This window comes from Spiroplasma platyhelix PALS-1 (genome assembly GCF_021496725.1).
Classification (GTDB): Bacteria; Bacillota_I; Bacilli_A; order Mycoplasmatales; family VBWQ01; genus Spiroplasma_D; species Spiroplasma_D platyhelix.
Window position 1 is genome coordinate 1 of record NZ_CP051215.1, and the last position, 15,487, is coordinate 15,487.

Genomic DNA, 15,487 nt, shown 5'->3' on the forward strand with positions numbered 1-15,487 from the left:
ATGAGCAACGATTATCAAGAAATTTGAAATAAGATTAAGCAATTCTTACAATATGATGAAGCAGTGGATCCAATGATATTTAATAATTATGTTAAAAATGCCTATATTTCGGATATCAATAATAATCATTGTTTAATTATTGTTGATTCAATTTTTGCTAAAGAAATTTTAAATAAAAATTTAAAAACAAAAATTGAAGATATTTTAGAAAAAATTAATCACAATAAAATTGAAGTTAATTTTATTGAACCTAGTGATTCTAAAAAAGAAAAACAACAAAAATCAAAAGAAAATAAAACTGATTCTACTATTAATAACTTCTTTTTTGAAAATTTTATTAAAGGAGAATCTAACAATGAAGCTTATCAAGCAGCTTTAGCAATTACCATTGAACCAGGAAAATATTGAAATCCTTTATTTATTTATGGTAATTCTGGGTTAGGTAAAACTCACTTGCTGCATGCAATTGAAAATGAAATTATTAGAAAAAATAAAAATAAGAAAAAAACTATTTATTTATCATCAGAAGAATTTGGTCGTATAGTACCAGAAATTTTGCATCAAAATAGTTCAAATGATATTGAAAAATTTAAAAATTCTTTTAATGATTATGATGTTCTTCTAGTTGATGATATTCAATTTTTAGCTAATCGTAGTAAAACTAATGAAATATTTTTTCATATCTTTAACAATTTTGTTAACAAACAAAAACAAATTGTGATTACTTCTGATAAAAGTCCTGATGAATTATATGGCTTTGAAGAACGAAATATTTCACGGTTCCAAAGTGGTTTAAGTGTTGGAATTGATTCTCCTGATTTTGAAACTGCGCTAACAATTTTAAAAGAAAAAATTAAATCATTAAACTATGATCCAACAATTTTTACTGAAGAAACATTGCATTTTATTGCTCGAAACTTTAATAGTGATGTTAGAAAATTAGAAGGTTCATTAAATCGTTTAATTTTTTATAGTATTTTATATCTTAAACCAAATCAATTAATGACAATTGAAGATGTCATGAAAGCTTTCAAAACTAATACTAATTTGTCTAAAGAAAAGCTCACAGCAAAAAAAATCAAAAAAATTGTTGCAGAATACTACAATATTCCAATTAAAATTCTAAATAGCAGCACAAGAGTAAAAGCTATAACAAATGCTAGACATATTGCTATGTATTTAATTAAAGAATTATTAAATGAATCATTTGTTAATATTGGAAATGAATTTGGTGGTAAGGATCATACAACAGTAATTAATGCTTATAATAAAATCAAAAAAAATATTGAACAAAATTATGAATTTAAAAAAACCATTGAAGGATTAAGAAAAGAATGTACTAAAGTTACAATCTAAATTTTAATACTCATTTTTATCCACAGGTTTTCCACATTATTTTTTTCTTTTTTTAGTAGTAAAAATTAACTCAAACATTTTATTAACATGAATTAAGGTCTTATTAATATTAATAATTAATTAATATAATAAATAATATTAATATCTAATATAATATTAATTAAATAAACAAAAGGAGTAGGACATGAAATTTAAAATTAAAAGTCAGTTATTACTAACAAACATTAAAAAAATGATTAAAATTGCTCCTGTTAATCCAATTAATGAAATATACAAAAATATTAAAGTAGAAGTAGAAGACAATAAAATATCTTTTTATAGCTTGAATGAAAAAACCTTTTTAAAATTTTTTCTTGTTGCAAAAAAAGATAATTTAGAAATTTATCAATCAGGTAATTTTTTAATTAATCTTAAAATTCTTTATGATATTCTTAATAAACTAAATGATGAATGACTTTTATTTGAAATTAAAATAAATGCCTTAATTATTAGTAATTTTGATAAGGATAACAATTTTGTTTTTAAATTAAATACTTTAGAAATAAAAAATTTCCCAGACATAAGTTTTAATAAAGATAATCAACCAATTGCGCTAGCAAATTCAATTGTTGAAGAAGTTAATAATCAAATTAATTTTGTTATTAATACTAATAATTCAAGTAATATTTTACGAGGAATTAATTTTAGTTTTAGTAAAAGTAATTTGTTAACAACTGGAACTGATCGAGTTTCAATGGCACAAAAAACCATTCCAATTCAAAATGAACTTATCGAACAAGACATTACAATTCCAATTTTTCTATTAAATGATATTGGTAAAGTTACTAGTGATTTGAATCAAGACTATCTTTTTTATTTAAATAATGATCAAAGTTTAGTAATTGAAAATGATAACTTTCTATTTAAAGGTCGCTTAATTGACGGTCAATATCCAAAAATCCAAAATGTTATCACACAATATTTAGAATCAGAAAATAAAGAAATTATTGAAATTAATAATTTAAAAACATTTTTGAATACAATTGATTTAGCAGTAGTGCTAGCAAAAAAAGAATTAGTACCTTTAGTTCAACTAATTTTTGATAAAAAAAATAATAAAATTGAAATTCTTTGTATTTCTAACAACAATAGCTTTGGTGAAGTTCACGAACAATTTAATAATGTTACTTTTTTAAATCAAGAAAAGAATCAAGAAAAATTTACAATTGTTTTTAATTATAACTTACTAACTTATGCTTTAAAAACATTTAGTAAATGTAAAAAGGTTAAATTAAATATTGTTGCTAGTTACAACTATCATACTATTATTACTAGTGATGAAGATTTGTCGCTATCACAATTAGTTTTACCAATTATTAATAATTATAATTAAAAAAAGGAATGAACTTAAACTTCATTCCTTTTTTTAATTAATATAATTTAGAATAAATTATTGTGAAGAAACATCAACGATATATTGAGGTATACCAAAACCAATCAGTTTAATAGTGACTCCACTTCCTTTATCATGACCTGAAACGTCTCATGCTAATCATTGAACAACAAGAATTGCAGCAATAGCTGCAGCAATAGGAGCAGCAACACTTAAAATACTACCTATTATAGATGCAACTGCACCAGCTCCTGCTAATACATTATCACTAATTCTTCTTGTTACATCATGTGAGAAAGAAATAACGTGATATCCAAAATAATATTCATAATCATTTGAACCTGAGTCAAACACATCAGTTTCTTGTGTTAGTTCTCCAACATAATTTTGAAATGATGTTATATTAAAATCTTTAATAAGGTTGTTAACTTCAGTTTTTAAATTTTCTTGTTGAGTGCTAGTATTTACTGCACTTTCTAAAGTAATTATCGGAGTTGCTAGCAATGATAATGTACTTAAAGTAATTAATAAATTTTTCATAAAAATACCCCCTTATTGTTTTTTTTAGTATATCATTTTTTAAAATTTTTTACAAAAAGTTTTAAAATCTAATATCTTTTAAAATTCTTGTGCAGCTTTTTTGATATGTTGCTCAAATTTTTCCATTGTTTTTTCTGGACCTAAATTTGGTAGGCTATCACCTTTTTCTAAGTCTTGCTCTCCAATACGTAATTTAACATCATCTTCATGAGCATCTTGAACTTTTGTTCCACACACAAGCACTGATGGTGCAATTTCAGCACCAGCAAATTTTCAAGTACCTTCTAAATATTTAGCATGATTTCCTCATAAATATCAACCATATGGTGCACCTTGAGTTGCTAGAATTTGAACTTTTAAATTAGTTAGTAAACCAACTGCATCACCTTTTTTAGAATATTTATATGAAAAAGTTTTATCTGCAACTAGAATATGGTCTAAGTAATTTTTTGCCATGCTAGTAACATTATAATTAGTCATAGGACTAGAAAAGATTACTTTATTTATTGATTTTAATTGGTTAATATATTTATCACTATCTTCTTCATTAAAAAATGTATTGAAATTATGAGTAGTTAATGTTTTTGAAGCCATTGCAACATCATTAAGATTTAAGTAATTGATTTCATCTTCAGGATGAGATTCTTGATAGTGCTTAACAAAATGTTTTACTAAAGCATTTGAAAAAGAATTTTTCTCCTCAATCATTGAAGATATGATAACTAAAACTTTATTTGCCATTATTTTCTCCTTACGTTATTTGGTTATTTTAATTTTAACATTAAATGTTAATTAATAAAGTAAAGACTAGATAATAAAAAACAATCTAAATAACAATGATTATGTTAAAATAATTCTAGTTAAAAAAAGGAAAATAATTAAAATGAGCTTATTAATAATTGAAAATTTATCATATCAAACAAGTAGTAAGAAAATTTATCAAAATGCTAATTTAAGAATAAATAAAGGTGAACATATTGTTTTGATTGGACCAAATGGTAGTGGGAAAACAACGCTATTAAATATCATTAATCAAGATATTACTCCAGATCAAGGTACAGTTACTTTTTTTCCTAATATTAAAGTAGGATATTTAGATCAACATTTAGTTGTTGATGACTATTTAACTGTTAATCAGTATTTAAAAACTAACTATCAAGATTTATTTGATAAAGAAGCAAAAATGAATGATTTATATCAAGCGATGGCAGAAGACTATCAAGAGAAGTTATTAGATCAAGCTTTAAAAATTCAACATGAATTAGATGTTAAGGGATTTAATACAATTAATAAAACAATTAATAATTTAATTACTGGATTGAATATTGATAAGACATTGTTAGATAAGAATTTAGCAAGTATTAGTGGTGGTCAAAAGAGTAAGATTTTGTTAGCAAAACTTTTACTATCGAATTATGATTTATTGTTACTTGATGAACCAACGAACTTTTTAGATATTGAACAAATTAATTGATTAGCTAGTTTCTTACAAAGTTATCAGCAAGCTTTTATTGTTGTTTCTCATGACCAAAAATTTGTGAATCAAATTGCTAGAATTATCTATGAAATTGATAATTTAATTTTTAATCGTTATGTTGGCGATTTTGAAAATTATTTAAGTTTAAAAGATACTAATAAAAAGCAATATGAAAAGCAATATAAAGTTCAACAGCAACAAATTAAACATATGAAAGAATTTATTGCTAAGAATAGTGCCAAGGCTAGTAAAGCTAAAAGTGCGCAATCAAGAGTAAAACAATTAGAAAAAATGGATGTTATGGCAAAGCCACAAGCACCACAAATTCCTCCTAATTTTCATTTTCAAACTAAAAAAGCACCTAGCAATATCATTGTTTCAAGTAATAACTTAGTTATTGGCTATCAAAATCCTTTAATTAAACCTCTTAGTTTTACTATAAAGGCAGGAGAAAAATGATTAGTTAAAGGTGGCAATGGTGTTGGTAAAACAACTTTATTACAAACAATTATGAATTTTATTAGACCTTTAAGTGGTCAAATCACTATTGCTGACAACCTTAGTATTGGTTACTTTCAACAGATTATCACTTTAAAAAATTTAACGCCAATTCAATTTTTACAAGAAGTAAATGATAAGTTAACAGATCAAGAAATAAGATCACTATTAGCTAGTTTTGCTATTAAAGGTGGATTAATGTTTCAATCAATTAAAAATCTTTCTGGTGGTGAACAAACTAAAGTTCAATTAGCTGCACTATCAACAAAAAGTTATGATTTATTGATTATGGATGAACCAACAAACCATTTAGACAATAACGCTAAGATTGCTTTGAACAACGCCATAAATAATTTTACTGGAGCAGTAATCCTAACAACCCATGATATTAATTTTGATCAATCATGAGCCAACCAGGTTCTAAATTTTGAGAATATTTCAGCAAAATAAAGCAGAACATTATGTTCTGCTTTCTTTATAATTCTTGTTGGGTAATGCAATGAAGATTTCCCCCACCCAATAGTAGTGGACGAGTATAAATTGGAATAATTTTTCGATTTCCATAACATTCTTTTAGAATATCAATGGCATTTTGATCTCATTTTTCATCATTGTAAATTGGTAGAAGAATTGCTTGATTGATGATATAAAAATTGACATAGGTAGCAGGCATACGAAATCCTTCAACTCTAGTAGGAAAACGTACTGAAGCATCTTGATTTTCTTCTTCTTTTTTTATTGTTACTGGTGTTGGTTGATGTAGTCTAGTGATTTTAATTTTTCTGCCTTTAGCATCTGTAGTATTTGTTAGAAAGTTATATGCTTCAATACTAATTTCGTATTGTGGGTCATTTTCATCATCAGTTCAATTTAACAAAATGTGACCTGGTTCAACAATATGAATTAAATTGTCAACATGACCTTTTGTTTCGTCATGATAAGTACCATGAGGAATTCAAATTACTTTTTCGACATTTAAATATTCTTTTAAATAATTTTCAATTTGGTCTTTATTTAGTTCTGGATTACGTTCTTCGTTTAACAAACATTGTTCAGTTGTGTATAAAGTTCCATCACCATCAGTATGAATTGAGCCTCCTTCTAAAACAAAAGGAGCTTGATAGTAATCAACATTACTATTTTTAGACATATCAATACTAACTTGATCATCAATGGTGTAGTCTCATGTCTTATTTCATTCTTCTAGTGATTTACGATTTTGCATACCCCAGGTATTAAAGTGAAAATTGACTGCTCTAACTTCATCATTTTTATTTTTTAGATAAATTGGTGCCATATCTCTTGCTCAACTATCATGATATTTTAATTGAATTAATTCAACTTTTGCGCAGAGCATTGCTCTAGCTTCTAGATAGTCTTCTTGATTGACAATCATTTTTACTGGTTCGTATTTAGCAATAGTGTTTGCAATCTTAGCAAAAACTTTTCTGGCTGGTTTTCTATTGTTGTATCAGTTATCTTTCATATGTGGTCAAAGCATTCATGTGCCTACATGTTTTGTAGATTCAATTGGAGCATAAAACTCATCTTGTTTTGGTGTTGTTTCTAATAATTCACTCATAATTAGCCTCCTATTTTATTATTTAAATATAAGTTGCAATTATAAGATTGACAATTAAAGTTTATGTTATTTCAATTTTATTTTTTATTTATTTAAAATAAGGAAATATTGACAAAGATTTAGCAAATAATAATATTTAACTGTATAAGGTGGCCATAGGATTAATTTCCCACATTGGTAAGAACGTCGATTCGTTTCCCACCTTTTTTAATTTTAATACTATCTTTACGGGTTATATTGATGCAATTATTAGTTGTTATTTAGTGCAAAAAAAGGTATAATTATATCAGGAAATATATATAAAAAGATGCTAGAAATAGCAGTGATTTTTTTGTTGAATTTTATAAAATTAGCTAAAAAATAAACTTAATTTTCAAAAGGAGTAAATGATATTGACTGCGAAAAAGAATGACTATAATGCAACTTCAATTCAAGTATTAGAAGGATTAGAAGCTGTTAGAAAACGTCCTGGGATGTATATTGGTTCAACTAGTGAGCGTGGCTTGCATCACTTAGTTTGAGAAATTGTTGATAACGCAATTGATGAAGCACTTGCAGGTTTTTGTAATAAAATTGAAGTAATCATCACAAAAAATAATGAAATAATTGTCAAAGATAATGGTCGAGGTATTCCAGTAGGAGTACATAAAAAAACTGGTGTTTCAACTGTTGAAACAGTTTTTACTACATTACATGCTGGTGGTAAATTTGATAATGGATCTTATAAGGTTTCAGGTGGTCTTCATGGTGTTGGTGCTTCAGTTGTAAATGGTTTAAGTAAATATCTAGAAGTTATTGTTTACACTGATAATAAGACTTATTTTCAAAGATTTATTAATGGTGGAAAAGTAGAAGCTCCATTAAGAGAAGTTGGCATCACAAAAGAAACTGGTACAGAAGTATTATTTAAACCTGATGACACAATTTTTACTGAAACAACTAATTTTAATTATCAAGTTATTAAAACAAGATTACGTCAGTTAGCGTTTTTAAATAAAGGCCTTACTATAATTGTTAGCGATCAAAGAGACGCAACAGAAAAAACAGAAACTTTTCTTTATGAAGGTGGGATTAGAGAATATGTTGAGTTTTTAAATGATAAATTTGAACCTTTAAAACATGAGATTATTTATGGTGAATCAGAGAATCAAGATATTGTTAGTGAGATTGCCTTACAATACAATGATGGTGAAGAAAGTCAAATTCTTTCTTTCTGTAACAATATTAATACTCCTGAAGGTGGAACTCATGAGGATGGTTTCCGTTTAGCTTTAGTTAGAGAATTAAATAATTATGCCAAAGAACATAAAATGTTGAAAAGTAGCGAAGAAAGTTTCTTACCAGAAGATGTTAGAGAAGGTCTTGTTGCGATTGTTTCAATTAAACATCCAGATCCGCAATATGAAGGTCAAACAAAAACAAAATTAGGAAATTCTGAAGTAAGAAAAATTCTTTCTAATGTTACTGGGAAGATTTTAAATAAATTTTTAATGGAAAATCCTAGTGAAGCTAAGATTATCATCAATAAAGTTTTATTATCTTTAAGCGCTAGAGTAGCTGCTAAAAAAGCACGTGAAACTGTTATCACTAGTAGAAAAAATCCATTACAATTTTCAATTTTGCCAGGTAAATTAGCTGATTGTTCAAGTAACAATCCAGAAAAAACAGAAGTTTTTTTAGTTGAAGGAGATTCAGCTGGAGGAACAGCTAAATTAGGTAGAAGAAGAGAATTTCAAGCAATTCTACCATTAAAAGGAAAAATTCTTAATGTTGAAAAAGCTTACTTTGCTAAAGTGTTTGCAGATCAAGAAGTTAAGAACTTAATTATTTCTTTAGGTTGTGGGATAGGTAACCAATTTGATATTAGTAAACTTAGATATCATAAAGTGATTATTATGACTGATGCTGATGCTGATGGGGCTCACATTAGAACACTATTGTTGACATTCTTTTATCGTTTTATGCGTCCTTTATTAGATGCTGGACACATTTATATTGCTAAACCACCATTGTTTAAGTTTCAAGTTGGTAAGTCAATTAAATATGCTTACAATGAAGAAGAATTAGAACAATTGAAAGAAGAATCACCTAATAAGAATTATAGTATTCAACGCTATAAAGGATTGGGAGAGATGAATGCCTTACAGTTATGAGAAACAACAATGGATCCAGAACATCGTGTTGTTGCAAGGATAAGTGTTGATGATGCTGCTGAAGCAGATGAAGTTTTTGAAACATTTATGGGTAAGAGTGTTAACTCAAGAAGAGAATTTATTCAAGAAAATGCGAAATATGTTAGAGATATCGATGTTTAATGGATGTCTACTAAATAAAGAGGAAAAAATATGAAAGAGAATTTAAAAGATGAACAAGAATCATTAGAATTTTACGATAGTACAGCTAATATTTCTGATCAAGTAAGAAAAGATTACCTGTGATATGCTGTTTCAGTTATTACTGCCAGAGCACTACCAGATGCAAGAGATGGATTGAAGCCAGTTCATCGTCGTATTTTATATAGTATGTTTAATTTAGGGATAACTCATGATAAGCCATATAAGAAATCAGCCAGAATTGTTGGTGAAGTAATCGGGAAGTATCACCCTCATGGTGACACGGCAGTTTATGAATCAATGGTGAGAATGGCTCAACCCTTTTCTTATCGTTATCCATTAGTTGATGGCCATGGAAACTTTGGTTCAATTGATGGTGATGGGCCAGCTGCTATGCGTTATACTGAATCAAGAATTAGTAAAATTGCTAGTGAATTAGTTAAAGATTTAGATAAGGAAACTGTCCAGTTTATTCCTAATTTTGATGCTACCGAAAAAGAACCTATGGTTCTACCTTCATATTTCCCTAACTTATTAGCTAATGGTACGCTTGGAATTGCGGTTGCAATGGCAACAAGTATTCCTCCTCATAACTTAAATGAGGTTATCGATGCTGTTGTTCACGTTGCTCATAATCGTGATTGTGATGTTATGGATTTATTAGATATCATTAAAGGACCAGATTTTCCAACTGGAGCAACTATTTTAGGTACAAATAACCTAAGAAAGGGTTATGCAACAGGAAGAGCTGTTATTAAGGTAAGAAGTAAGACTAGTTTTGAAAAATTAAGTAATGGTAAACATGCTATTATTATTGAAGAGATTCCTTATCAAGTAAATAAGACTAGCTTAATCAATAATATTGTTGAAGCAGTAAAGGATAAGCGAGTTGAATTTATTACTGATTTAAGAGATGAATCAGACTATCAAGGAATTAGAATTGTTCTTGAGCTAAAGGATGAGCACTATAAAGATGTTGTGTTGAATCAACTATATAAGTTTACTTCTGTTCAAAGTTCATTTATCATCAATCTAACAGCCTTAGATAAATCCGTACCACGAACAATGAACTTAAAAGAGTTGATTGTTGCCTATCTTGATCATCAAATTGTGATGATTACTAACAAGGCAAAATTTGAATTAAAACGAGCTGAAAAGCAATTTCATATCATTAGCGGTTTAGTGACGGCATTAGAAAATATTGATGCTGTGATTGCATTAATTAAAAAATCAGACAATAGTAGTGAAGCAGTTACTAAGTTACATGAAAAGTATGATTTATCTTTAGAGCAAGCAAAAGCTATTTTAGAGATGAAGTTACAACGTCTAACAGGTCTAGAGAAAGCTAAGTTGACTAAAGAACTAGCTGAATTAGAAAAAGAAATTGCTAAATTAAAATCTTTATTAGCTAATGAAGATGAAAAAATTAACACTTTAATTAAACGTCTAACAGAAATTAAAGAAAAATATGGTGATGAAAGAAAAACTGAAATCATTGAAAACTTTGATGATGAAGAAGTTGATGATGAAGCTTGAATTAAAGAAGATACAGTTGTTGTGATGTTGTCAAAAAACAACTACATCAAGAGTTTACCTTTAGATGCTTATCGTACTCAAAATCGTGGTGGGGTTGGTGTTAAGGCATCAAATTCTATTAACGAAGAAGATGATATTGATAAGTTAATTGTTGCTTCAACCCATAGTGATATTTTATTCTTTACTTCAAAGGGTAAAGTTTATCGTATTCGTGCTCATAAAATTCCAATGTTCCGTTCAAAAACAGCCAAAGGAATTCCTGTTATTAATTTAATTGATATTGAAAAGAATGAAAAAATTAAGACAGTAATTAATATTTCAGATTATAATTCTAATGAAAACTTAGTTTTTATTACTAAAAAAGGTATTATCAAACGTTCTAGTTTAGAACACTTTAGTTCAATTAGAACTAATGGAAAGAAAGCAATCAAAATTAAACCTGGAGACGAATTAGTAGAAGTTATCAAAACTAATGGAGATAATGAGTTAATTATTGCTGCAGCAAATGGCAAAGCCATAAGAATTAATGAACAAAAAATTCGTTTATTATCTCGTGAAGCTACTGGAGTTAAAGGAATGGATGTTAAGGGTAGTTATGTAATTGGAATTTGTTCCAACCAAGATGCTGATCTAGTCTTTTCTATTAGTGAAAAAGGATTTGGGAAAATCAGTGCTTTTGAAGATTATCGTTTATTAAATCGAGGATCTAAAGGTGTGATCACAATGAAAACTAATGATAAAACAGGTAAATTAGTTACTATCAAAACACTAAATAACACTTATAATAGTAAAGAAATCTTAATGATTACTTTAAAAGGAGTAGTTATTCGTTTTTCTTTAAAAGACATCAGAATTACAGGTCGAAACACCAGAGGTGTTAAATTAATTAGACTAAAGAATGAAGATGATAGTATTGGTGCAGTTGAAATTCTTAATCCAATTGAACTTCATGGCGTTGATAGTGCTATTTAGTAATTAAGACCAATAGAATTATTATGAGGTATGAGCCATGCTTGATATTAAAAAAATTAGAGAAAATTATCAAGAATTAGCAAAACTGCTAAGCACACGTAATCAAGACTACACTGCTAGTCTTGAAAAGATTTTTAAATTAGATCAACAATGACGAGGTTTGGTTACTAAGACGCAAGAATTAGAAGCGCAACGTAATCAGCAATCAAAATTGATTGGTCAATTAGTTCGAGATAAAAAGCAGCAAGAAGCTGACCAAAGTAAGCAACTTGTGAGCAAGTTGAAGACTGATATTGATAAAAATAATGAGTTGATTGGTCAACTGGCTAGTGAAATTAGTCAAGAGTTGCTGACACTACCAAATATTCCGCATCATTCTGTCCCACAAGGTGCTGATGAAGATGCCAACCAGGAAGTAAGAAAATGAGGCAAAATTACCAAAGAAACTAACAAACCACATTGAGAAATTGCTGAAAAATTTAAATTAATTGATTTTTCCAGAGCAACTAAACTTAGTGGTTCACGTTTTATTATGTACACTAATCAAGGTGCCAAGTTGGTGCGTGCTTTAGCAAATTTTATGCTTGATCAACACACACAAAGGGGCTATCAAGAGCAACTGCCACCATTAATTGTCAATAGCAACATATTGGTTGGTACTGGTCAGTTACCAAAGTTTAAAGATGATCAATTTAAGATTGCAGATCGTGAGCAGTACCTTATCCCCACAGCTGAAGTACCGTTAACTAATATTTATCGTGATGAGATTCTTAATCTTGAGCACTTGCCAATTAAGATGTGTGGTTACACTCCTTGTTTCCGTTTAGAAGCAGGTTCAGCAGGTAAGGACACAAGAGGGATTATTAGATTGCACCAATTTAACAAAGTTGAGTTGGTCAAGATTGTTAAACCAGAAGATTCCTACCAAGAACTTGAAAGTTTAGTTACCGATGCTGAGCATATTTTACAGTTACTAGAAATTCCTTATCGTGTTCTGGCATTATGTACGGGAGACCTAGGCTTTAGTGCTGCTAAGACTTACGACCTGGAATTGTGACTACCTGCTCAAGGAAAGTATCGTGAAGTTTCTTCATGTAGCAATTGTGAGGATTTTCAAGCACGGCGAATGAACTTGAGAGCTAATATTGGTGGTGCTGATGAAAAAATATTGCCTCATACCTTAAATGGTTCAGGGCTAGCAATTGATCGAGTTGTAGCTGCAATTTTAGAAAACTATTATGATGCTGAGCAGAATGAAATTGCGATTCCAAAAGCACTGCAGCCTTATATGAATAATTTAACAGCAATAAAATTTAATTAATAATTTTAAATTCACTCTAATAAGAGTGAATTTTTTTAAAAATTAGACATTCTTGTAGTTATTGGTTATAATTACAAAAAGGAGGGTAGTATAGAGAAAGTTTTTTATGTGAAAAAAATTAATAAAGGGGGATTAAATTATGAAATTATTATTAAAAATGTTAAGTGTTTTTACTTTAGCAAGTTCTAGTGTATTGCTTGTAGCACAAACTAATGTGATAGATGTTTTCGCTGACCGTGAAGTAAGTTTTTCTATTCCTGTTGAGGGGTTTGAGCAAGAAGGTCCTGAATATAATTTCGCTGCTAATGTTCAACAAATATTAAAAACAAAAAATAAAAAAGCTCCTTCGCAAAAAGGTTTAAAATCACAATTTGATCAATTATATGAAGGAACTCCAGAATCATTTAAAAATTCTGTTACTCAAGTTTTAAATAGTTATTTGTATGAAAAAGATCATACATATTTTAATAAAAAAATAAAAGAAGGTTATGATAGAACTGAAGCTGAAAACATGCTCTTTCAAGCAGCAATGTTTTATTCATTATCAAAGGGTTTTCCGGTTTTATTGCAGGTTAATAATTGAAATTTACCCTGATGAGATGAAGGTCAAGAAGCAAAGCCAATTTTTATTACCATTTATGGTGTTTCAACTAGTGATTATGATGATTTTTCAAAAACTATGTATAGTACTGTTGATCCAGAAATGATACCAAATGGTGTTGGATATTTATATTCATCACAGTTAACAGAATTATTTTCTTCTGGTGCACAGTTATGAATGATTGATGATTTATTTGACTTTGAGAATAATCTACTTACATTTAATACTAGTGTTGCGGAATCTAGTTTTAATAAATTAACAGATCTTACTACCAGAACAATTACTGTTAGTCAAAATGCTGATATTTTTGAATCAGGTGGCATATATTCTTTTGAGTGAATTAAAAAATATATAAATAAAATGACATGAAATAAATCTTATCTTTATTTTTCTTGAAGAGATTTTGTCTTTAAAAAACCACAAACAAGTGTATATTTTGATAAAGATGCACCAGATGAATCTGATTGAGATCTTGTTACTAACTATAGTACTAAATTCGTTGATACCGAAGTGGATGAACAAATGACGATTGATACTTCGATAAAATATCGCTATCAATACGGAAATAGTAAGCATACATTAGAGCTTTTTAATCAAGTTCACTGATATGGTGATGAATGAGTTCCTTCTGAATTTCCTTATATTGGAATATCAATGGGAAATAGTTGAACTTTTCATTGAAGATAGTTTATTAATTTTTAACTATCAATGTTTCACGTGAAACATATTTGTTTAAAAAATAATATGAGGAGAAAATTTATGAAACAAATTTTAACTATGCTAGGTGCCCTTACTTTAGGGTTAGTAACTAGTAGCTCAATAATAGCAAATGTTACTCCTTTAACAGACGCGCAAAAGGAAGTAAATCTTTATGAGAATATTTATAACAAAAACTTAGAAAATTTCCCTATTTTCTTGCAAGTAGGTAATAACTATTGTGTTCCAGCAACTTTACAAGGAGTTTTACAATATTTAACGGATAATTCACCATCACAGCAGGAAATAGCTGCTAGAGTTGGAACTACTCCATCGGGGACATTTGCTCATAATGTTAGAGAATTTTTTGAAAGTTTTCTTTGAGGAAATCGCCAGGTTTATTATCCACATGTTCTTCCTCCTTACTATGGCGCAACTATGAATCATATGCTGATGTTTCAGAGTGCTATAATTCAATCTTTAGACCAGGGCTTGCCAGTAGTTTTAGGATTTGTTGGTTATGTACCATGAACAGGATTAACGCCAACTCAGGGTCATGCTGTTGCAATAACTGGAATTCAAGTTGATGATAATCCTGAAGCAACAGTGTATACTGTTGCTGAAACTGAAACTGGACAGTTTTCTACATTTACTGGTCAGGATTTAAGAGCTATGATTATTCATGAAAGCTTCTTATTTTTACCAAATCAGAATGTTTATAATTTTGTCGATGAAACAATGAATCTTTGAGTTAATGGTGCGCAAGGTAATCTTATTGATTGAGCACAGCCAGATCCACAAATTATTTATGAAAGTGCTAATCTTTTTGGTAGCTTAGGAATCCTTTCTTTAGATATTCTACATAATGCTACAAGTATTGATTTTCCCGAATTTTGACTTAATTATGATTGGAAAAAAATGCATGATTATGCACCTAAATTTAATTTAGATCCAACAAAAATTACAGCGGATAGTGGTTGAATTAAAGATAATGCAAAAAGTGTTCATTGGACAGATGATGCTAATGATGAAGCAATTGTTAATGTTGAATTTAATCAAACACTAAGCAAGCAAAATAATGATTTAACTTTAACATTTAGATATAAAATAACAGGTAATGGTGATAGAAATAATCCTGATAAATCACCTAGTATTAACTTTAATATGGGTAATTATTGAAAATTTAGTTTTAAATAAAATGCC

General features: G+C 28.5%; 11 protein-coding genes. 8 read left to right on the top strand and 3 right to left on the bottom strand.

Translation table 4 applies throughout. The features are described 5' to 3' along the window. Window positions 1-1,356, top strand: coding sequence for a chromosomal replication initiator protein DnaA (gene dnaA / locus SPLAT_RS00005; protein WP_168105037.1), 1,356 nt, complete (start codon window positions 1-3; stop codon window positions 1,354-1,356). A 184-nt stretch (window positions 1,357-1,540) separates the two neighbouring features. Then, window positions 1,541-2,728, top strand: a complete 1,188-nt coding sequence (gene dnaN, locus SPLAT_RS00010; protein ID WP_168105038.1) for a DNA polymerase III subunit beta — start codon at window positions 1,541-1,543, stop codon at window positions 2,726-2,728. Between the two features lie 57 nt (window positions 2,729-2,785). Here the strand turns inward: dnaN and SPLAT_RS00015 are convergent, their stop codons facing one another. Both SPLAT_RS00015 and SPLAT_RS00020 read right to left on the bottom strand, forming a co-directional pair. Further along, window positions 2,786-3,268 carry a hypothetical protein gene (locus SPLAT_RS00015; RefSeq protein ID WP_168105039.1) on the bottom strand — a complete coding sequence of 161 codons (483 nt, stop codon included), beginning with the start codon at window positions 3,266-3,268 and terminating at the stop codon, window positions 2,786-2,788. A gap of 78 nt (window positions 3,269-3,346) precedes the next feature. Beyond that, complete coding sequence (locus SPLAT_RS00020) at window positions 3,347-4,009, bottom strand: FMN-dependent NADH-azoreductase (protein WP_168105040.1); 663 nt, start codon at window positions 4,007-4,009, stop codon at window positions 3,347-3,349. A 142-nt stretch (window positions 4,010-4,151) separates the two neighbouring features. Between SPLAT_RS00020 and SPLAT_RS00025 the strand changes: the two genes are divergently transcribed. Beyond that, window positions 4,152-5,693 (top strand): ABC-F family ATP-binding cassette domain-containing protein, encoded by a 1,542-nt coding sequence (locus tag SPLAT_RS00025; RefSeq protein ID WP_168105041.1) that lies wholly within the window; start codon window positions 4,152-4,154, stop codon window positions 5,691-5,693. A gap of 25 nt (window positions 5,694-5,718) precedes the next feature. Here the strand turns inward: SPLAT_RS00025 and aguA are convergent, their stop codons facing one another. Then, window positions 5,719-6,825, bottom strand: a complete 1,107-nt coding sequence (gene aguA / locus SPLAT_RS00030) for an agmatine deiminase (protein ID WP_168105042.1) — start codon at window positions 6,823-6,825, stop codon at window positions 5,719-5,721. Window positions 6,826-7,211: 386 nt separating this feature from the next. On the opposite strand from aguA, the gene gyrB reads away from it, so the two are divergent. From gyrB to SPLAT_RS00055, 5 genes are all read left to right on the top strand, one after another. Next, window positions 7,212-9,140, top strand: coding sequence for a DNA topoisomerase (ATP-hydrolyzing) subunit B (gyrB, locus tag SPLAT_RS00035; RefSeq protein ID WP_168105043.1), 1,929 nt, complete (start codon window positions 7,212-7,214; stop codon window positions 9,138-9,140). Window positions 9,141-9,170: 30 nt separating this feature from the next. After that, a complete protein-coding gene (gene gyrA / locus SPLAT_RS00040; protein ID WP_168105044.1) occupies window positions 9,171-11,666 on the top strand; it encodes a DNA topoisomerase (ATP-hydrolyzing) subunit A in 2,496 nt (831 codons plus the stop codon). 37 nt (window positions 11,667-11,703) lie between these two features. Continuing rightward, window positions 11,704-12,987 carry a serine--tRNA ligase gene (serS, locus tag SPLAT_RS00045; protein ID WP_168105045.1) on the top strand — a complete coding sequence of 428 codons (1,284 nt, stop codon included), beginning with the start codon at window positions 11,704-11,706 and terminating at the stop codon, window positions 12,985-12,987. A gap of 139 nt (window positions 12,988-13,126) precedes the next feature. Then, window positions 13,127-14,275 carry a hypothetical protein gene (locus SPLAT_RS00050; RefSeq protein ID WP_168105046.1) on the top strand — a complete coding sequence of 383 codons (1,149 nt, stop codon included), beginning with the start codon at window positions 13,127-13,129 and terminating at the stop codon, window positions 14,273-14,275. 72 nt (window positions 14,276-14,347) lie between these two features. After that, entirely contained in the window at window positions 14,348-15,481 is a 1,134-nt protein-coding gene (locus tag SPLAT_RS00055) for a C39 family peptidase (protein ID WP_168105047.1), read from the top strand. Window positions 15,482-15,487: the final 6 nt, after the last annotated feature.